This window comes from candidate division WOR-3 bacterium (assembly GCA_039802205.1).
Classification (GTDB): domain Bacteria; phylum Hydrothermota; class Tepidihabitantia; order SM23-42; family JAOAFX01; genus JAOAFX01.
Window position 1 is genome coordinate 25,385 of record JBDRWD010000012.1, and the last position, 20,474, is coordinate 45,858.

Sequence of the window (20,474 nt, forward strand, 5' to 3'; positions counted from 1 at the left end):
ATTAGATCAAAAAAGTCAAATTTATTCCATTATTACAATCTTTTCCTCTATGCTGCCTTCTGGGTATTCCATCCTTAATATATATAAGCCGGGTGGAACTTTCTTTCCATTTTGGTCATCTCCATTCCAGTAGATATTGAACCTCCCAGCGCCGATTACCCGGAATAAATCTTTTACCAAGCGTCCGGTATTATCAAAGACCTTTAGGCTGGTAATCCCTCTATCGGTGTTGAAACTGATGGCAATTCCTTTATTTGAAGGATTGGGGTAGATCGATAATGCAATCCTGCTTTTCTCTTTTCTTGGTCTTTCCTCAAAACCAACGACCGGTAATATTGAGAAAGGTCGGGGTGTTAGGGCAACTGCTGTATCATTGGAAGTAGCAGCGGTAAACTTAATGTAGCAATTATTTGAACCCTGGATATTGGAAGGTATTCGCCATTGATACCGGCAGTTATTTTTGAGATTACTGGCAATCAATGTCCAGGGACCATTGGGACCGGTTGTGGACAACTCCAGTTTTATAGTGGCGATACCCACAGGTACACCACAGGTCCATTTTATAAACTGAACCGAATTGCGATAGAATTTTTCACCGCCTCGGGGGAATACAGGAAAGATGAAGAGGTTTTGCGAAACCGAAGATTCTTTATAAAATCTGGGGCAATTTACACTCCCCGACCTGCCCACGAGGGCGATGTCCGGATAACCATTATGGTCGGCATCGGCACCTACCCTGAATGCACTGACCGTGCCCGGACCGGGAATATAAAAAGTTGTATCATGAATCCAATTACCTTGGCCATCCCCCAGCCAGATTGTTATGATACTATCACCAAAGGCGCATAGGTCAATGAAGCCATCAATATTCATATCGCACAGTTGGGTCAAACGATAACGACCGGCCGTCGGTAAATTTCCAGAAAATTGACTCCAAGTATTATTACCCTGCCATCTCCATACCTCAACACCACCATTTGTATTACAAAAAGCAAAATCAAGGTCGCCATCATTATCAACATCGCCCAAAGACGGACCGGGACGACCGTTGCTACCACCGGGTGGTAGATTACCATCAGCAAGTATAAAACCACCAGCACCATTGTTAAGGTAGATGCTTCCATATTGATGGGCAGCGCAGAAATCCACATATCCATCGTTGTTCACATCACCGAAGAGAAAATCATTGGTGGAATTACCGCCTAAAAAACCAAAACACTGATGCCAGATTCCATCAAGATGGTTGACAAATATATGAACACCATCGTTGCCACCGAATGAATTTGCACCTAAGTCTAAATCACCGTCATTATCTATATCAGCAAAATCAGTACAGAACATTCCCCAGTTCACAGGGAATATTGTATCACCGATAGATATTCCATCATCCCAAGGAATCCAATTTTGACCCGTGCCATCACCCAGCGCCACCTCCAGTATAGAATCGCCAAAATCATTGTTTGATTCATTATGGTGCATACCATACCCAATGTCTAAAAATCCATCGTTATTTACATCACCTATTGCAATACCACCATAGCCGAAATCACCATTTTGATACACACTCCATATCCCTTGACCATTGCCAAACCATACCATAACGCCGTGTTCCTGGGTATTGACATAAGGCGAACCATGGTCACCGATAGAGAGGATGTCAATATTTCCATCATTATTTATATCAACCATCTCAATCTCGGTTCTGCCTGTTTCCATTTGTGGCACATTTAGACCAACGGAGGATTCAACATAACTGAGGGCAAAAGCAATGGAATATACGAACAATATTGTTAACATATGGTGCTTTCGCATTTTTCTCCTTTTTTAGTAAATTATAAAGATACTGAAGAAAAAGTCAAGATATTTATAAAAGACAAAAGGTAAAAGGAGTTAAGGTGGATAAATTATGGACCGAGCCTTATAATGGCAACTTGGAATTGAAGATGCAGGGGAATTTGTAATCTAAAGGTAGGTGATAGGGATAAAGATTTAAAATTTGTAGAGAACAATCTCTTTGTGCCTAATTTTGCATATCATCATCAATATAAATACACCAAAACCAATGCAAATAAGACCGCTGGTACATCTCAATGGGAGGGCACCCGTTTGGAGATATTAAACATAAACTTCGGCTTAAATTCCACGAATTGCTTGTCTTTTCAGCCCAAAGGGTTAGAGATTGTTATTTTTGATGTTTTTGCCGATTGATCTTAAAAGAAATTGTTACCATGAGCAATAAACTACTTAAAATTTGACACTGAAGTTTTTATATCCTTTTTCCTTTTCTGAAAATTTTACATCAACCTTTGTTACATGTGCTGCCCGTGGACCAATTCTAAGTTCGTTTATAAAATCATTCAATAAACCTTCTTCTCCCTCCGCAACAACCAGAACGCTTCCGTCTGGAAGATTTTGCACATAACCTGTTATACCAAATTCGCGCGCCTTTTGAATCGCAAAAAATCTATACCCTACACCTTGCACAACGCCCTGGACAATTATTTCAGCATGCAATTAAACCCCGCTTTGCTCGGTTAAATCCCAAATCTCAAGTACCAAATCCCAAACAATGCTTAAATTCCAAATACGAATTTATCAAAATTCTAATTTTAAGATTGTTCTGCGCATCTTTGATTTTTAGAATTTGGTTATTGGAATTTGTTTGGAATTTGGATTTTCAAGTTTCACCCTTCAGTAAGTTCAAATGCCTTTTCCACTGCCTGCTTGGCGGTCTTCACATGAATTATCGGGGCATCAATTTTCCAGGTATTAATCCCGATCACCGGCACATTGAACATAAGACAGTAGGCGATCTCAGTCAGTGTTCCATATTTCCCATCAATGGCGATAGCACAATCACAGGTGCGAGCAATGATGATATTCCGTGCCTGATTCATTCCTGTAACTATTGGAATATCCACATATTCATTAGCAGTTCTTTTGTCGGTTCCTGGTAAAATTCCAATTACAAGACCTCCCGCCTTTTTTGCACCCCTTGATGCTGCCTCCATTACCCCACCAAGTCCGCCAGTGATTAAAATCGCTCCATTCTCAGCAATCAAAGCACCAACTTCCTCGGCAATCCTTAAATTTTTTTCGCTCGTCTCTGCTCCACCAATTACTGCAATTATCTTTTTGTTCATAAAAATTCCTTTTTTACAAAATTAAAGTCAATTTCGTAACTTCAATTCCCCCACCCTTACCCTCTTCCACAAGGGGCGAGGGATTTTTTAATAAAAAATTTACTGATTATCTTTTAACATCGGGGCGGTGGGATTTGAACCCACGACCTCATGGTCCCGAACCATGCGCGCTAAACCACTGCGCCACACCCCGGTTAAATAAATGCTAAAAAGTCACAGATACCAAAATTCCAAAGAACAGTTAGAACCATCAAACTTTTTCTCTATCTTCCCATCCTTCTTTTCCTACAAGCGGCACGAAGGTGCACTCAAAAAGTTCCTTTCTCGTTATCACCCCTTTATGTTTTTTTATTACATTCAAGGTTTGGAAATATTCACCACCGATTGGAATCACCAACCGGCCTTTATCCGCCAACTGGTCGATCAGTGATTTAGGAACATCTGGCGCACCAGCGGTAACGATAATGCCGTCATATGGTGCATAGTCTGGCCAGCCAACACTCCCATCGCCGATTAAAAAATTTATATTGTTAAAGCCAAGATCATTGAGAACTTTTCTTGCTCGAAAACTCAATTCCGGAATCCGCTCAATGGTAAAAACCCGGGCACAGAGCAAAGCCAGTATCGCCGTTTGATAGCCTGAACCAGTTCCGACCTCTAACACCGATTCACTCCCTTTCAATTCCAACAGCTCCGTCATCACCGCCACCATGTAGGGCTGACTTATCGTCTGACCCTCACCGATTGGCAGTGGATAATCATTATATGCCTGATGATAATAAGTTTTATCGACAAATAGATGGCGTGGGACACGGAGCATTGCATCAATAACCCGTTCATCCTTGACACCTCTTCCAATGATTTGCTCTTTGACCATCCGCTCCCTTTCCACACGCCATTCTTTAACCTCAATCACTCATATAGAATATTGAAAACAAAAGAAAAGTCAAGATGGGGAAAACTGGTTCGCTTGACTTTATTACAATTTTAAATTAAATTAAAATATGCCGTTTGAAAAATTAACCAAGATTGACTCAATCTTTTATGACCTATACCAGATTACCAAAGAAGAACAAAAAACCATTGAAGAGGCATTGAGGAAATAGTTAACCTGTATACTGTATCTTAATGTTGCTGAACTTAAATCAGTAAAGAAAACTCTCTATTGCACTTGACTTTTTTCGTTTTTAATATAATCTTTTATCATGCGAAGTGGAAAGTTGAATAAAGAACGTATTGTGCATTTGATGGATGGATATAAAAAGACCAAAGAAAACTATCTTTTATCATATAAAAATAAAATGGAAAATTTTTTTGCACAATACCGGATGACAAAAAACGGCTTTATTTAATAGATTTGTTGCCTTTCTCACTGAATTTAAGAATAAAAATGATGCATATGTAACTACCACAATTGAAAAATTTGAAAATCTTCTTGATGGTTACAATAAAGCCCTTAAGAAACTTAGAGAAAAACAAAGGGCAACCGCAGATGATATAAATATCCTTGATATTCTTGATTTTACCTACGATGAATTACGGCATAGTAGATTTATTGCTTATCTTTTAGATCCACTTGCAACACACGCACAGGGTAAATTATTTTTTGAGATTTTCTTAAAAAAACTGAATCTACCACCGGATTACGCCCAAGATGATAATTATAGGGTGCAACTAGAGGTGCAACACGCTGAATCACGAATAGATATTGAAATTACACATAAAAGAGGATGCGGTAGAAAATTTATAATCCATATTGAGAATAAAGTTGGAAGTATGCCAGATAAATCACAGATAGATAAAGAAAATAGGGACCTTATTAAAGAAGCAGAGTTTATGGAGATACCCAATGAAAACAGGCATGGTTTTCTTCTTTCGCCCGAAGACCCTGGTGCAGAATTTTTTGCAGGAACTGTCTTTAAATGGCTAGGCTGGGATACAGTAGCAGAATGTCTAAAAGATTTTATCAACCAAGCTCAAGCCGAAAAGGCAAAATGGATGGCTTGGCAATATCTTGAATGTATAGAGAAAAATATAATAAAGGCAAAAAGAGAAAAAGAGGAGGTAAAGAATGCGGAAATCGAACGAAATAGAAGTATATCTTCTTGACCATTGGGAGGATATAGCAAATTTACAAGAAGAAGTGCAAAAATTTAAAAGTAGAATAGCCAAAACAATACCAGAGATAATAGATTCTCTTAAAGAGAAAGAATGGTGGCGGAGTGGAAATTTTAGTGAACAGATTTATCCAGAGGTAGGAGAGCCACGCGCCATCCATATCTTTAATAAACAATGGCAATATGGAAATAAAAAATGGCATAGTGTTTATTTATATGTTGAAAACATAACGCTTAACAATATGCTGGGAGATACGGAAGAACTACCAACTGCGGGTATTTGGACTGGAGAAGGATTAAAGGATGAGAAAAAAAATTTATTAATGTCAAAACTCTCAACAATTGTTAAAGAGTTGAAGACCAATTGGCACTATGATGAAAATAGAGGTTTGGTTTTCTATTATCCTCATAAAGCTGGAGAATGGATTCAAATCATCAAAGACGGTCAATTAGTTGAAGAAATAGTCAAAATCTTTGACAACCTTGCCCAGTTTATTGACCCGATAGACAAAGCAATAGCAGAAGTATTGAGAATGAGAAAGGGGAAGAAATAACAAGCATTCGTTAAAATTCCACAATTTTGAGATTCTAAAATCGCCAGATGGCTACTACAATATTTTCTTTGTTTCTTAAGAAACAAAGAAAGTTATTTATGTTGCATTCTTTTCTTAATGAGTCCAATCAATAGCCGGTTGTATTCAAGGTTGACCGAATTATTAAGAGAATAAAGCGTTTCACCTTTAAATCGCTGGGATTTCAAAAGTCCTGCTTTCTCAAGAGTTTTGAGATGACCTGCCACGGTCTTGTAAGGTCTATTTATTTCTGTTGCAATTTCATTCAGTGATAGTTGCCTGCTCTTAATAAGTAATTGGACGATTTCAATCCTTGTTTCATTTGCTAATGCCTTTAATAATCTCAATAAAAAATCCATTTCAACTATATAAATTCGCTACAAGTCAATTTCTTTGTTTCTTAAGAAACAAAGAAATAAAAATTTCGGTTGGAAAATTTGAAACAGGGAGACTGCGAAAAGCGGATATGAAAATAGAGGATGGATAAGGATTAGCGTTTAATAAATTGACAGGACACTTTTGGTGATTAAAATTGAATATGGAACAAGAAAAACAAAGATTGCGGGAAGAGATATGGCGTTTGCTGGAGGAGAAAAAGGTTGCGAGGTTTCCGCTACCATTAAAAGACCGAATTCCCAATTTTAAAGGCTCGGAAAAGGCAGCATATCTGCTTACCACACTACAAGAATGGAAAGATGCAAGGATAATCTTTACCAACCCTGATTATGCCCAGAAGCCAGTTAGAGAATTGTGTCTTAAACAGGGTAAAACTCTGATAATGGCGACGCCAAAACTAAAAGAAGGTTTTTTGAAGATTGAGCCACAAAAGGTCAAAGGTAATGAAGCAGAGGCGGCCACGATTGCCGGTGCATTCAAGTATGGAATTAAAATAAAAGAACTCATAAAACCCGATTTGATCATCACCGGGTGTGTTGCGGTTGATAAAGAGGGTTGGAGATTAGGTAAGGGTGGTGGTTATGGAGATAGGGAGATTTCAATGCACCTTGAGAAGTTCGGCAGAATTCCAGTGGCAACGACGATTCATGAATTACAAATTGTTGAACAAGTTCCCCACAACGAATTTGATACCCGGGTGGATTATATTATAACCCCAACAAAAATCATAAAAAGTTCTTAAATTTTTATGCTCAGGATTCGACTGCTGGTTCAGAAGCAATCCTTCTTAAATCTTCATCATCAAATCCAAAATAATGACCAATTTCGTGAAGGAGGACTTCAAAAATCAAGCGACGGGCTTTCTCATCATCGGATGCTAATCGTTCAATATTCTGCTTAAAAAGAGTAATCTTATCAGGTAGCACATTACCATACCAGAAACCTCTTTGTCTCAAAGGAATGCCCTGATAAAGACCTAATATGTTCTTCTGAATTACTGGTTTGTCTTCAATCACAATCTCCACATTTATCAGTCTCTCCCGGAGGATCCGAGGCAATTTCGCTAATGCCTCCCTAACCACTTTTTCAAACTCTTGTTGAGTCATATTCTGAATTCAAACTATTCTTTAAAATTATCCTGGCAATATTCAATGCGGCATTCCTTTTGGCAAGTTTCAATAAATTCTTTCTCATCATTGCCATCTTCTCAGGATGGGCAAGAAGATCTGCCATAACCTTCTTCGCATTTTCTTTAGTTAATTTAAGACCCGCCTCGTGGCGGACGAAAAATTCTTCGTTCTTGTCTTCCAAACCTGGTATGGAGTTGGCAAAAAGCAAACAGGGTCCGGCAAGTGTGGCTTCTGTTGTCGTTATCCCGCCCGCTTTGGTGATCAGAATATCACATACCGCGATCAACTCCTGAATGCGCTCAACCATTCCATAGACTTTTAAATTTGCCTTTCCCTGTAAACCTTTTATCTTATTCATTGCTTCTTTATTTTCCCCGCAGAGCACAAATAAGTCATAATCAAAATCGATTATCTCCTGCACAATCTCAAACCATTCACCCCCAAAAACCTTGCTACCCATCACCACCACCGAAGTCCGTTCGGGCAAAATGCCAAACCGCTTATGGGCAGCCTCTTTATCAATCGCTCCTTCCAGATCAAGATTCACGGGAATACCGAATGGATATATTTTACCTTCTACACCATAACTCAAGAGTTGTTCGCTCAAATCTTCGTTCGGAATAAAATAATCATCTATCTCATTGTTCACCCAGTGGGGATGGATATAATAATCGGTAATCACCACACCCATTCGATATCGGAAATCACATTTATATAACGCCGAATAATAAGCCGGGGAGAAATGTGTGCATAATACATAATCTGGACGATACTCCTTAAGTAAATCCGGAAATCGGTGTGCAGTTATTCTATGAAAGAAATAAAGCTTCTTATCTCCGCCTTTCTTTACCCCCATGCCCTGATAAAATATTCTCAGAGCCCAGATCGCATTTTTTTGACAAAATTCGTAGATGTTTTTATAGGCAAGTCCATATATTGGTAAAACCCAATCAAAACAATTTTCCAATTTAATTTGAACTCCAGGTGATAACCTTTCTATTCCCTGTTTTATCGCTGTCGCCGCTTTGAAATGACCTGCACCGATAGGAACGGCGAGGATCAATATCCTCATGGTGGTAATAAATCTATTTTTCTTTCAATCTAATCAGGGCAGTCTTTAAGATTTCAAAAATGAGCTCATCATAACTCAAACCGATTGCCCTTGCCTCCAGAGGAAGGTTAGACTCTGGCAGCAATCCCGGAATGGTGTTCACCTCCAGGACATAAGGATTATACTCTGTATCGAAAACAAAATCCACCCGAGAAAACCCGTATGCCCCAATCGCCTGATGAGCCATCAATGCCAGACTCTGGGTCAGTTTATATTTGTCTTCCGGAATTTGCGCGGGAATAATATATTCTGTCATCCCTTTGGTATATTTGGATTTATAGTCATAAAATTTTCGCTTTTTGGGAACGATTTCAAGGACCGGAAGGGGGACTTCATTTAAAATACCACAGGTGGCAATCTTACCTCCCAAATATCTTTCAAAGAAGATATCTGGATGTTTCCGGGTAACAAATTTTATCTTTTTAATGAGTTCTTCCCGGGTCTCCACGATGAATACCCCCACACTCGAACCTTCAGCACGAGGTTTGATGACCACTGGCAACCCAAGTTTTTCAATAACCTTATCAACATCAATATCCTTCTCATAAAAATATTCGGGCGTGGGGATTCCGCGCGATTGGAAAATATATTTAGAAATGATCTTATCCATTCCGATTGCGGAACCAATGATCCCGGAGCCGGTATAAGGAATACCTAAAAACTCCAAAATTCCCTGAACAGTTCCATCCTCCCCTGGCTTACCGTGGAGGGCAATAAAAGCAATATCAATATCCCGTAATTTTTTGATAAAATCCCGATCAACATCTATCCCTTTTACATTAAATCCCTGTTTTTTTAATGACTCAATCACTGTGGTTCCCGAACCAATGGAGATTTCCCGTTCCGAGGACCAACCACCATATAATACTCCAATTGTTTTTTTCCGAAGAAATCCACGTTCGTCTTTCATATTGTTATGATAATCAAAAAAATTACAATGTCAAGGAAGCAATAAAGATTTAAGTCTAAAGGGAGTGATTTAGTTGCCTATTGACAATTCTTTGGTCGTGTATAAAATTTGATGTATGAAATATTATGGTGGTATAATATTGCTGACATTTTCCATTGCGCGCGGGATAAGTCCTGATCTCTTATACCACAATCCTGAAAACATTTTCTATCTCAATCCTGCAGCTGGCGAGATCAGGTTGAAGGCAAATAAAGGAACCATCGTTGAAGCCTATGTGTTATATGGAAAAAATAAACGCCTAAAAATGAATCTCGGTTTCCAGGATAGTAAATCTGATTATTTCGTTGCGGACATCGGTGTTTTTGATACAACATTCAATTACCAAATATTAATAAGAGACAAAAGCGATTCTTTAATGTTGCCACCCACCGGCACATTCAAATGTTCCCAACCACCATTTACGGTGCCTAATTGGGCATGCGGCAGGGTGTATTATAGTTTATTCCTTGATGGTTTCTATAATGGAAACAAAGCCAATGACCCTGCACCGACGGTAGAATGGAATAAACCTCCGGATCGCGAATACTATTATGGAGGTGATATCGCGGGACTTATAGAAAAATTACCCTATCTTGATTCGCTAAATGTTGACATTTTATTACTGCAACCGATACTCGCTGCAAATTCTAACCATAAATATGACACCCGGGATTTCGCCAGTATTGATGGAAGTTTCGGGGACACAGTAGAACTAAAACAACTGATAAATGAAGTCCATCTCCGGAAAAAATTTATTGTTTTGAAATTTATCGTTACACACACCGGTTCTAATTTTGGGGGATTTTTAGATGTGATAAAGAACGGTGCCAATTCAAAATATTATAACTGGTTCAACATTCATTCCCTACCCATCAAAACCAACCCCCCTAATTATGATTGCTGGGCAAATGATGCCCGTTTCCCCAAATTAAACTTAAAAGACCCATCAGTCCAGGCATTTTTGATCGGCTATCTTGATTACTGGCTGCATTTCGGGTTCGATGGTGTTTATCTAGGCGAAGACCCAACCATTGACCCTGAATTTGTCCGGCTTTTGAAAAATGCCTTAAAAAAGAAATACTCTAATCTGTTGATACTCGGCTCTTCCGAAAACTTCGGCATAAATGGATTTGACGGCACAACGAATAAAAAGATTGCTGAACTAATAATTAATTATTTTGCCCTGAAAAAAATTAACACCAGTGAATTTGACCAAGAGTTGCGGCGGACATTATTTTTTAATCTCTCCCAAGTCAATCTGACCAGTCTGATTGACCTGAGCACTCTTAACAAAAGGATTGCCAGTCTTGTTGACAATGCAGATTTGCTATTAATCTATGCTTTTATCTTCACCATCGTTGGTTCACCGATTTTGACCTATGGTGATGAAGTGGGAATGAAGGAAGGCAGATTTTTGAATATGGGAAGTTTCCCCTGGTCCATTGATAAGCAGAATCGTGCCTTATTGGAAGAAATAAAAAAACTGATAAAAATCCGCCAAGAAAATCCATTTCTGACGGGAAAATTCTTCTATCCCCTCTATGTCAATGATATCAATCGGGTTTATGCTTATGACCGGGGTGGCACAATTGTCGCCTTCAATTGTGGTGAAAATCCGAGTTATACAACATTACCGGTGTGGAACGGAACATATACAAATCTAATGACCGGCGAAAGATTCATCATCACAACCCAGCAGTTAAGATTATCGCTACCAGCTAAATCCTTTAAAATCCTGAAACGTGAAATTTAAACTCGTCGCCAATTTTAAACCGGCCGGTGACCAGCCCGAGGCGATAAGAAAACTGGTGGAAGGAATTCGGGCAGGCTACAAATTTCAAACCCTGCTCGGCGTTACAGGCTCAGGCAAAACATTTACGATTGCCAATGTGATTGAACAGGTCCAGAAACCGACTTTGGTCATTTCCCATAATAAGTCCCTAGCCGCCCAATTATATAGTGAATTTAAATCATTCTTTCCCGAAAACGCGGTGGAGTATTTTATCTCTTATTACGATTATTATCAGCCCGAAGCCTATGTTCCTGAACATGACCTTTATATTGCTAAGGATGCCTCAATCAACGAAGAGATCGAACGCCTACGCTTAAAAGCTACCTCTGCCCTTTTGACCCGGCGTGATGTGATAATTGTCGCTTCAGTCTCTTGTATCTATAACATTGGCTCTCCGGATGAAATAAAGGAACTGGTTGTGCTTTTGAAAAAAGGTGTTGAAAAAGGGAGAGAATCATTGATGACTCAACTCGTCGGGATTCAATATCAAAGAAATGATATCCAATTCACGCCGGGTACATTTCGGGTGCGCGGTGACATCGTGGATATCTTCCCCGCCGATGAAAAGAATGCCATCAGGGTGGAATTTTTTGACGATTTTATCGACAGAATAAAAGTTTTTGATCCTCTGACTGGTCATATCCTGCAAGAACTTGATGAAGTCGTCATATTTCCCGCCAAGCATTTCATCACCACCCGTCCGCGCATCGAAGAAGCAGTAAAAAATATCAAGATTGAACTGGAACAAAGGGTCGCGGAATTTGAAAGACATGGTAAACTCCTTGAAGCACAACGTCTCTTGCAGCGGACATTATTTGATTGTGAAATGCTTTTAGAACTCGGTTACTGTCCGGGCATTGAAAATTATTCCATGCATCTATCCGGTCGAAAACCGGGTGAAAGACCTTTCTGTTTAATCGATTACTTTCCGAAAGACTTTTTGATGGTGATCGATGAGTCACATGTGACGATCCCCCAGATTCAAGGAATGTATGAAGGCGACCATTCAAGAAAATTAACCCTGGTGGAATACGGCTTTCGACTTCCATCAGCACTGGAAAACCGGCCTTTAAAATTTGACGAATTTGAATCATTAATCAATCAGGCAATCTGTGTCTCAGCGACCCCAGCGGATTGGGAGATTAAAAAATCAAATAACCGGATTGTTGAACAGATCGTCCGTCCCACCGGAATTGTTGATCCCAAGGTAGTAGTAAAACCCGCCCAGAATCAGGTCGACGATCTGATAAACGAAATTCAAAAAAGGGTCGCCAGTAATGAACGAATTCTGGTTACCACCCTAACCAAACGAATGGCTGAAGAACTTGCTCAGTATTTAAACGAACTCGGCATCCGCGTGCGTTACATGCATTCTGAGATCGATGCAATACAACGGGTAGAAATTCTCCGGGGCTTGCGACTTGGTGAATTTGACGTCCTGGTCGGCATTAATCTCTTAAGAGAGGGATTGGATTTGCCCGAAGTGGCATTAGTAGCAATCCTGGATGCTGACCGGGAAGGATTTTTACGAAGCGAAAGATCGTTGATTCAGACTGCGGGTCGGGCAGCGCGAAATGTGCGGAGTGAGGTGATCCTCTATGCCGATGAAATTACCGATTCTATGAAACGTGCCTTGGCCGAGATGGAACGGCGGCGGAATAAACAACTTGAGTATAATCGCCTCCATAATATCACCCCACGTAGTATCGTTAAAACCAAAGAGGAAATTCTTAAAGCCACTTCGGTTGCGGACAGGCTATCAGCCGAAGATAAAAAAGAAACCGATTCCTTTGAAGAAATTGAAAGGTTATACAAAGAGATGGCAGACGCGGTGGCGCTAATGGAATTTGAAAGGGCTGCGCAATTGCGAGATAAGATAAAAGCGATCAAAAAAAGAATGGAGATGAACGAAAGGAAACAGCGCAACCGCCACAAAGAGTTATTCAAAAAAATAAACTTTCCCAAATAAATTTGAGAAAAAAATGTACAACCAAGGAGGCACCATTAAAAATTTTGAAAATAAAGTAAGAAGGATTGTGAAATTAGCATTAAAGGAGGATTTAGGTCCTGGGGATATAACCACAGATGCTATCGTACCCCCAGATGCCCAGACCTTAGGAATAATCTTTCCCAAAGAAGATGGTGTATTATGCGGTATCAATATCGCCCGGATTGTATTTGAGGAGGTAGATAAAAATATCAAATTTGAACCCAAGATGGAAGACGGTGTGGAGTTCAATCCCGGGATGACGATCGCAACCATAATTGGACCAGCGGGTAGTTGTCTGAAGGCTGAACGAACTGCATTAAACTTTTTGCAACGACTGAGCGGCATCGCCACCCTCACTCGGAAATTCGTGCGACAGGTGGGGAATCGGATTAAAATAATGGACACCCGGAAAACCACCCCGGGTTTACGGTTGATTGAAAAATATGCGGTCAAAACCGGTGGGGGTTACAATCATCGCTTCGGTCTATATGACATGGTTTTGATAAAAGACAACCATATACAGATTGCGGGAAGCATCACCAATGCAGTCAATGCAGTTCGACAAAATAGCAAGAAGAAAAGGATTTTTATTGAAGTAGAAGTTAAAACCTTAGAGGAATTGAAAGAGGCGCTGGCATTAAGTGTCAATCGGGTAATGCTTGATAACATGAGTCCCGAGCAGATTAAGGAGGCGGTTAAATTCATCCGAAGTTCTCATCCGGAAGTTGAAATAGAGGTAAGTGGCGGTGTTAATCTTGATAATATTTCAAATTACGCCGATCTTGATATCGATTATATCTCAATCGGTGCTTTAACCCACTCTGCCCCTGCGATCGATATTGCTTTGAAGATGAAACCCATCGGTTAGAGTCATCTGCGGCGGGTCACATCGGTGACCATCACCACCACCATTGTGATATTGCCGTCTTCATCTTTAATGGTCCGGGCATCGACCTCACCAATATAGACCGTGCCGTCCTTAGCAACAAACTCAAGTTCATAGGGCGGCACAATCTTTCCCGCCAGGCGCTGAATAAATTTTCTCACTGCCATTATCTTTCCGGATTTGGTAAGGAAAGGATACATTATGTGGTCCTTCCCGATCATCTCATTCCGTTTATAGCCAAGCCACTCACACATTTTTTTATTTACATCCACAATCCGACCTTCAGCGTCCAGAATGAGCAGACCCTGAGGTGATTGTTCAAATACCTTGCGGTATTTCTCTTCGGTCTGTTCCAGAATTTTCTCCATTTCCACCTGGGGAGTAATATCGCGAATAAGTATCGCCGCACCAGTTACCTCACTTGCGGGATTCTGGAGGGGTGTAATGCGGGTGCTAAACCAGATGACTTTTTTTCCACTGGATAAAGGATAATCAATCTCTTGAAATTCTTTCTTTTTCATACAGTAATTTATTGCTTTCTCCATCTCTAAGGCGATGGATTTCGGAAAAAGTGTTTTCACCGGTTTACCGAGATATTGTTTGAGCGGGACAAATGCAAAACTCTCGGGATGGGCAGATGATTCGTAATATTCAACCAGCCGTGAATCTTTGTCCACGATTAAAACCAAATCTTCAATGGAAGACAAAATAGAGCGCAATTTTTCCTTTTCCTCTTGCAGTCTGATATCCTTTTGAATATGCCTTGTCACATTCCTTAATACCACCACCATTCCTTCAATTTCATCTTCATTTTTCAACAAACTGGCATTTGCCTCCATGTTTAACTTATTACCCTCTTTTGTCACAACGGTGAGACCTATGGGATTTCTAACGACCTCTTTTTTCAAGGCGTTTTTAAAGGCTTCCAGAAGAGCAGACACTTCCTCAGCCAAAATCACTCCGGCCTTGGCAAAGTGTTTACCCTTTAAATCATCGGGGTCATAACCTAAAATCTGTTTAACGCTCTTATTGATATCAACAATCGTCCCATATTTATTGATAAAAACGATGATATCTTCGCTATTATCAAAAATTCGCTCTAATCTTTTTACTTTTGCATCCAACTGCCGATTTGATTCTCTCAGTTCATTAAATGCTGATTTCAGTTTATTAACCATTTTATTAAATTCCCGGGCAATTGTATTTAAATTTGGGTCATTTGAAGATAGATCAATTTCGGTGGTTAAATCACCATCTCCCGCCCTCGCCAGTGCCTCAATAATTTTTTTGTAATCGGCGCTGGAATCCTCTTTTTTCTTTACCATACCGGATTATAATAAAAAATGATGGGTTGTCAATTCATTTTTATTGACACAATCTTATTTTTAATTAAAATACCAGCAATGAAGGTAGAAGCATTTTTAAACTCTTTAGTGAATTATGAGAAAATACCTGGTTATAAATATGACCTTGAGGCATTCAAGGAATTTCTAAAAAAACTTGGCTCACCCCAGGAAAAGTTGAAAAATGTGATATTGATTGCTGGGACGAAAGGAAAGGGCTCGACCGCCACAATGATTAACTCCTGTTTGATTGCCAATGGTTATAAAGTAGGGCTCTTTACCTCACCCCATTTAACGAGAATTACCGAAAGGATAAAAATTAATGATCAGGAAATCACCGAAAAAGAAATTGCAAAATATATCAGGATAATAAAACCACACATCAATTTCAAAACCCGTATTGGTGCACGGACTTTTTTTGAGGTCCTTGCGACAACTGCTTTTATGCATTTTGTTGAAAAAAAAGTTGACTTTGCCGTTTTAGAAGTCGGACTTGGTGGCAGGCTGGATGCAACAAATGTCTTCAATTCTCATATTCCGGTGATTACCAGAATTGGTTGCGACCATATGAATTTGCTGGGCAATAAACTTTCTGAGATTGCCCATGAAAAAGCTGGGATCATTCCAAAAAAGTTGAATCCTTTGAGGGCAGAAGAAAAAGAAAGTGTTTGTATCACTATTCATCAACGACCTTCGGTCAACAGAGTTTTACAAAAGGCCGCCCGGGAAAGAAAATACCAGCTTATCTTTGCCGATGATTTGCATAAAATAATAATTAGGAATATCTCAATCAAGGGAAGTAAATTGATCGTTAACGGTGCGCTAGGAAAGTTTGGGATCTTTTTACCGCTCACTGGCAGACATCAGATTGAAAACCTCCAGATTGCACTGGCAGTTCTTTATGAATTGAAAAAGAGGGGATTTAAAATCAAAATCTCCAATATTAAAACGGGAATAAAAAAAGCAAAACTTTCGGGTAGGTTTGAAATTGTATCAGAGAAACCATTGATAATCTATGATGTTGCGCATAATGAAGATTCATTTAAAGCACTGCGGGATAATTTAAAGGTCTTGCCTGAAGATGTAAATAAAATGTATATCATATTTGGTTGTAGTAAAGACAAAGATATAAATTATGCGGTAAAGAACATCTTTCCTTTAGCACAAAAAGTTCTGCTCATCAAAGCCAATAATCCAAGAGCGCTGGACCCATTAGAGATTTTCAAAAAGGCAAAAAGCCATTCCAATAACCTGATCATCGCCAGTTCAATGAGAAACGCCCTGGAGTATGCATTAGCAAATATGGATTACAAATCGGTACTTATTGTTTTCGGTTCTTTTTATTTTTATGCAGACTTGATTAAAGCGATAAATTTAATTGATATAAAAAAGGTCTAATACAAATCATCTTATTACCACAATCTTCTCATTCCTTATGAAATTAGTACCCATTAATTGAATGAAATAAACCCCAGCAGGAACTAAATCTCTATTCTCATCGGTTAAATCCCAAGTAAAGATTTCTAAGGGATTGTCGTGCAGAGCCGGGATAACTTCTTTAATTAACCTGCCTGTCACATCAAATATCTTCAAGCTTAATCTCCTCTCCCTTAGCGGAATATTCAAGCGCCATTTGATTATCAAATTTTTTCGGCATGGGTTCGGAAAGACATCAAAATCATTCATCTTTGGATTTCGCACAAAATTTTCCTCAATGCCAGTTAGCCCAAACCAACTTAGAAATTGCTGGAGTAAATATTTTCTCGAAACATAACCGGACCAAGGCATCTTGGTAACTGCCTCAAGACCAAAACCAAGATAAATTATCTGGTGGGAAGGAAAAGGATTATTAAACCATATACCTGCACAATTTGTTTGGAGCGAATCATAAAACAGAAATTCGTGGGCGAGGCTGTCAGCAGAAATCAAATCCCGCGAATACTGGTTTTGCGCCCCACCGGAACCGGTGGTCTGGAACTTTCCTAATCTTCTGCCGAGCGAATCGGTCAAATCGGGATAACATCTTATCGCATTTATGGAATCATTCAGCAGGCGGGCATGGAGATAGTTTCGAAAAAATATGGTTTGAGAAATTTCTTCGCCGACATTCTGCCCAGAAATCAAAAGTTTGCCACCACCATTAAGAAAAACAATGAGACTTTCCTGCTCGGAAGGTGTCACATTGTTTACCCGACTCCTCCCCGTAAACCAGATTATGACATTATTCCGAAACTCGTTAATCCGACTGATTGGAAAAATCCCCTGTTCTTCGGGTTTCCAGATTTTGTATGTTATATTTAGAGAATCAAGCGGTTTTGCATAATATTCCGAATATCTTCCCAGGGTATCACGATTGATTATCAGTAAGTCAGCGGATGATGCATAGAAATCAAGATTGGAAAAAGAATCGGGTGTCACATAGACGGGCCGCCGGTTGAGATCGGGATAGGGTATTTCAGTAAATACATTCACATTATAAATTGAATCAATCAGATGCACATGGAAGTTTCCAGTTTGAGAATCTGTATTGGCGCTATCAAAGAACACACCAAGTGTATCATCAATAAACTGGAAAAATACCTTAGCAACAATGCCCTGATTTAAAATTGTATCCCGGATTGTTCCAGATACATTCCTCAGGGGCCGTACAAAAATAGAATTAAAAATCGTATCATTACTGAACCGCTGGTCTGAAGGATGGTTGGACACACCCGTGAAAGTAAAATTGCCGGTATCATTTGGAATCCAGATTTCGGGAAACCAGACGGTATCTTCTTCACCAATAGGAAAATCCAAGACTGTATCAGCAAAATAATTTGGCCCATTAATAGCGATATTTACGCCCACAATTGGCCTAAAACCATAATTGCCTGCAATCACAAATATCCTTAATGAATCACCCATCAAAAAGAAATCCCTCGTGCCACGTGCAAAGTTATATCTGAGACCAGCATCAAAATTTTTTATTGAATCCATCAATCCTTCAAATCCCATAAATACCATATAATTTGAAACCCAGGAATGGTCCTGATATTGATTCCAAGAGCGCGTGGGTGGAATGCCACCATCATCATCATAATCCTGTATCAACATACTATCGGTAAGGGAATGATGGTAATTAAGGTAAGTGCCATTCTGGAGAATGCGACCGGAAAAATTATATGCATTTGCATACCAAATATTCCAAGAATTGTTCCATGTTCCGGTGGGTTGATAATATTTCATATACGGTAAAAAAGCACTCAACCAAAATTGTCCACTCGCGGTATCGGCATCAAAGATTGACCGGCACAATCCCCAGACCGCGGTTCCCCCGGACATCGCCCAAATTTCGTCATTGAGATTGATATTGGGATTCTGCTCAATCCAAATTCTTACTCTTTGCCCATAGGCGAGCGCAGAATCGCGATAAACTTGATTAGCCATTTCTTTTCCATACTGGTATAACATTCCCGCAGCAAGTGCTGTTACCTTTGGATGTAAACGACGATAGTACTGGTTCGACACATCAAAAGGAAGTGGATGGCGCAAAATATACCGGGCACAGGAATCTGAATACCAAAGATAACTTGAATCGTTGAAGACCTTTCTATATTTTGTTTCGCCAAATAGTGCCAGACCGCAGTTCCAAACCCGATAATAATCACTTTCAGTCCCCTCTTCTAAATAAGCCGGATGATTCATTATGTATATCCATGCCCGACGGATATTTAGAAAATAAGTAGTATCTCCAGTTATCTCATAATATCTCGTCCATACCCAGACTGCCTGCTGGGTATTATCGGTTTCCACAACCATTGGTTGGTCTTCGCCTTCAATCACGCCACCAAATTCCGGATTTGAGGAATCGGCAACTTGCATTGCGGCAACAAATCCCGCAGTCTGAACAAGCTCATGTAGATAGTTCCAGGTCTGCCAATCACCTCGCAAAGATTCTACATCCTTTTGCAAAACCGGTTTGCCCTTCAGACATAACTCTGCCCGCTCAAAATCCTCGGTTACCCAGTAGGGCACAGCCTGGATTATTTCAATACATGCCACTACACTAACAAAAATTTTTTTCATCTGTTCTCCTTTGACATTTACCTCATATTGTCAGCTGACAACATCCCAACAAGTTGCTTATGGAAATGAGTTAAGATTAATCTCTTTGCAATAGCTATGCTACTGTTCAAGATATAATCCTGGGCAGATTTATCCGTATAATAACCTGTGTTTCTTGTCGTCGTCTGGCGGATTATAATCACATCCGCATCGCTACTTCTCTCGGTTTCCATGGTTATTCTTGCCAATTCCAAGGGCTTAAATTTTCCGAACAACCCAAAGGATTTACGGGCAATAATAACGCAATAACAATATGGATATTTTTTGCCCTGTACATCATTTATTGAGATCTGAAATTGCACCCCGATAAATTCGGGTGGTGCTCCGAGGAATTTAATCAGAATTCGAGTATCATTGGGGAACTGACCTTGTTCTGTGGTACCAATTTCAAGATAAGGTATTATCTTTATATTTGGATCTTTGGAAAAAACTGGATGTTTGAGAATCCGTCTGATTATTGGTATTTTAACATCAAGGTTATTAGGAATCCAGACCGAACGCCTGCCGCTCAGTAATACACCACTAAAGAGAATTGAAGAATCAACTATCAAGGCCATTATTGGGAATGAATCACCGATATGGGCTATCTCACTAAAGATCTCCAGTAAAACTGGAGCAAAAAATATTAAGAAGAAAACAATGAGGAAAAAAACCACACATCCAGTAGCACCACCACTAATATTGCTCAGACGCTGGCAGTGATTGTAAACCTGCTCGATCCTTTCCGGTGTGACTTCTTTCCATTCTAATTTCTGGGCACGGATTGGCTTGATTGTAAAATTTCTAATCAAATTCAATAACAGGCAGAAAATGAAAAAGGGCAGGCCGACAAGGATATTTCGTGAACTCAATTGTAGAACAAAACCCACAAAGAAAAGGACTACAGTAAGAAAATTTCTAAGTTTTGGGGAGATTTTACCCAGAAGATAATAGTTATCCAT

General features: G+C 39.6%; 19 protein-coding genes and 1 tRNA gene. 8 read left to right on the top strand and 12 right to left on the bottom strand.

Annotated features, from left to right (window positions below):
- Window positions 1-21 precede the first annotated feature (21 nt).
- From ABIL39_04130 to ABIL39_04150, 5 genes are all read right to left on the bottom strand, one after another.
- A complete protein-coding gene (locus tag ABIL39_04130) occupies window positions 22-1,812 on the bottom strand; it encodes a T9SS type A sorting domain-containing protein (GenBank protein MEO0165309.1) in 1,791 nt (596 codons plus the stop codon).
- A gap of 432 nt (window positions 1,813-2,244) precedes the next feature.
- Window positions 2,245-2,514 (bottom strand): acylphosphatase, encoded by a 270-nt coding sequence (locus ABIL39_04135; GenBank protein MEO0165310.1) that lies wholly within the window; start codon window positions 2,512-2,514, stop codon window positions 2,245-2,247.
- A 170-nt stretch (window positions 2,515-2,684) separates the two neighbouring features.
- Window positions 2,685-3,143, bottom strand: coding sequence for a TIGR00725 family protein (locus tag ABIL39_04140; GenBank protein MEO0165311.1), 459 nt, complete (start codon window positions 3,141-3,143; stop codon window positions 2,685-2,687).
- A gap of 119 nt (window positions 3,144-3,262) precedes the next feature.
- Window positions 3,263-3,336 (bottom strand) — tRNA-Pro (locus ABIL39_04145).
- A gap of 57 nt (window positions 3,337-3,393) precedes the next feature.
- Complete coding sequence (locus tag ABIL39_04150; GenBank protein ID MEO0165312.1) at window positions 3,394-4,020, bottom strand: protein-L-isoaspartate(D-aspartate) O-methyltransferase; 627 nt, start codon at window positions 4,018-4,020, stop codon at window positions 3,394-3,396.
- Between the two features lie 328 nt (window positions 4,021-4,348).
- On the opposite strand from ABIL39_04150, the gene ABIL39_04155 reads away from it, so the two are divergent.
- From ABIL39_04155 to ABIL39_04165, 3 genes are all read left to right on the top strand, one after another.
- Window positions 4,349-4,495, top strand: coding sequence for a hypothetical protein (locus ABIL39_04155; GenBank protein MEO0165313.1), 147 nt, complete (start codon window positions 4,349-4,351; stop codon window positions 4,493-4,495).
- 160 nt (window positions 4,496-4,655) lie between these two features.
- Window positions 4,656-5,252 carry a PD-(D/E)XK nuclease family protein gene (locus tag ABIL39_04160; protein MEO0165314.1) on the top strand — a complete coding sequence of 199 codons (597 nt, stop codon included), beginning with the start codon at window positions 4,656-4,658 and terminating at the stop codon, window positions 5,250-5,252.
- On the top strand, window positions 5,215-5,814 hold the full coding sequence (locus ABIL39_04165) for a hypothetical protein (GenBank protein MEO0165315.1): 600 nt from the start codon (window positions 5,215-5,217) through the stop codon (window positions 5,812-5,814). Before ABIL39_04160 ends, ABIL39_04165 begins: the two co-directional genes overlap by 38 nt.
- 92 nt (window positions 5,815-5,906) lie before the next feature.
- Here the strand turns inward: ABIL39_04165 and ABIL39_04170 are convergent, their stop codons facing one another.
- The gene (locus ABIL39_04170; protein ID MEO0165316.1) at window positions 5,907-6,191 is read right to left on the bottom strand and encodes a metalloregulator ArsR/SmtB family transcription factor; all 285 of its coding nucleotides are present in this window, start codon (window positions 6,189-6,191) and stop codon (window positions 5,907-5,909) included.
- A gap of 179 nt (window positions 6,192-6,370) precedes the next feature.
- Here ABIL39_04170 and ABIL39_04175 point away from each other — a divergent pair, with 179 nt between their 5' ends.
- Entirely contained in the window at window positions 6,371-6,970 is a 600-nt protein-coding gene (locus tag ABIL39_04175; GenBank protein ID MEO0165317.1) for a 5-formyltetrahydrofolate cyclo-ligase, read from the top strand.
- Between the two features lie 10 nt (window positions 6,971-6,980).
- On the opposite strand, the gene ABIL39_04180 is transcribed toward ABIL39_04175, so the two are convergent.
- Genes ABIL39_04180 through ABIL39_04190 form a run of 3 tightly spaced genes read right to left on the bottom strand, consistent with a single transcriptional unit; the run spans window position 6,981 to window position 9,379 of the window.
- A complete protein-coding gene (locus ABIL39_04180; protein ID MEO0165318.1) occupies window positions 6,981-7,286 on the bottom strand; it encodes a metallopeptidase family protein in 306 nt (101 codons plus the stop codon).
- Window positions 7,287-7,314: 28 nt separating this feature from the next.
- Window positions 7,315-8,430: a glycosyltransferase gene (locus ABIL39_04185; GenBank protein ID MEO0165319.1), complete on the bottom strand. Its 1,116-nt coding sequence runs from the start codon at window positions 8,428-8,430 to the stop codon at window positions 7,315-7,317.
- Between the two features lie 13 nt (window positions 8,431-8,443).
- On the bottom strand, window positions 8,444-9,379 hold the full coding sequence (locus tag ABIL39_04190) for a D-alanine--D-alanine ligase (GenBank protein MEO0165320.1): 936 nt from the start codon (window positions 9,377-9,379) through the stop codon (window positions 8,444-8,446).
- A 115-nt stretch (window positions 9,380-9,494) separates the two neighbouring features.
- Between ABIL39_04190 and ABIL39_04195 the strand changes: the two genes are divergently transcribed.
- The 3 genes from ABIL39_04195 to nadC are packed head-to-tail and all read left to right on the top strand — an operon-like array spanning window position 9,495 to window position 14,068.
- Window positions 9,495-11,171, top strand: coding sequence for an alpha-amylase family glycosyl hydrolase (locus ABIL39_04195; protein ID MEO0165321.1), 1,677 nt, complete (start codon window positions 9,495-9,497; stop codon window positions 11,169-11,171).
- Complete coding sequence (gene uvrB / locus ABIL39_04200) at window positions 11,161-13,179, top strand: excinuclease ABC subunit UvrB (protein ID MEO0165322.1); 2,019 nt, start codon at window positions 11,161-11,163, stop codon at window positions 13,177-13,179. Before ABIL39_04195 ends, uvrB begins: the two co-directional genes overlap by 11 nt.
- A gap of 13 nt (window positions 13,180-13,192) precedes the next feature.
- Window positions 13,193-14,068, top strand: coding sequence for a carboxylating nicotinate-nucleotide diphosphorylase (gene nadC / locus ABIL39_04205; GenBank protein ID MEO0165323.1), 876 nt, complete (start codon window positions 13,193-13,195; stop codon window positions 14,066-14,068).
- A gap of 2 nt (window positions 14,069-14,070) precedes the next feature.
- On the opposite strand, the gene ABIL39_04210 is transcribed toward nadC, so the two are convergent.
- Window positions 14,071-15,411, bottom strand: coding sequence for a PAS domain S-box protein (locus ABIL39_04210; protein MEO0165324.1), 1,341 nt, complete (start codon window positions 15,409-15,411; stop codon window positions 14,071-14,073).
- Between the two features lie 78 nt (window positions 15,412-15,489).
- Between ABIL39_04210 and ABIL39_04215 the strand changes: the two genes are divergently transcribed.
- Window positions 15,490-16,827, top strand: a complete 1,338-nt coding sequence (locus ABIL39_04215; GenBank protein MEO0165325.1) for a folylpolyglutamate synthase/dihydrofolate synthase family protein — start codon at window positions 15,490-15,492, stop codon at window positions 16,825-16,827.
- Window positions 16,828-16,833: 6 nt separating this feature from the next.
- Here the strand turns inward: ABIL39_04215 and ABIL39_04220 are convergent, their stop codons facing one another.
- A complete protein-coding gene (locus ABIL39_04220) occupies window positions 16,834-19,494 on the bottom strand; it encodes a T9SS type A sorting domain-containing protein (protein MEO0165326.1) in 2,661 nt (886 codons plus the stop codon).
- 17 nt (window positions 19,495-19,511) lie between these two features.
- A complete protein-coding gene (locus ABIL39_04225; GenBank protein ID MEO0165327.1) occupies window positions 19,512-20,474 on the bottom strand; it encodes a hypothetical protein in 963 nt (320 codons plus the stop codon).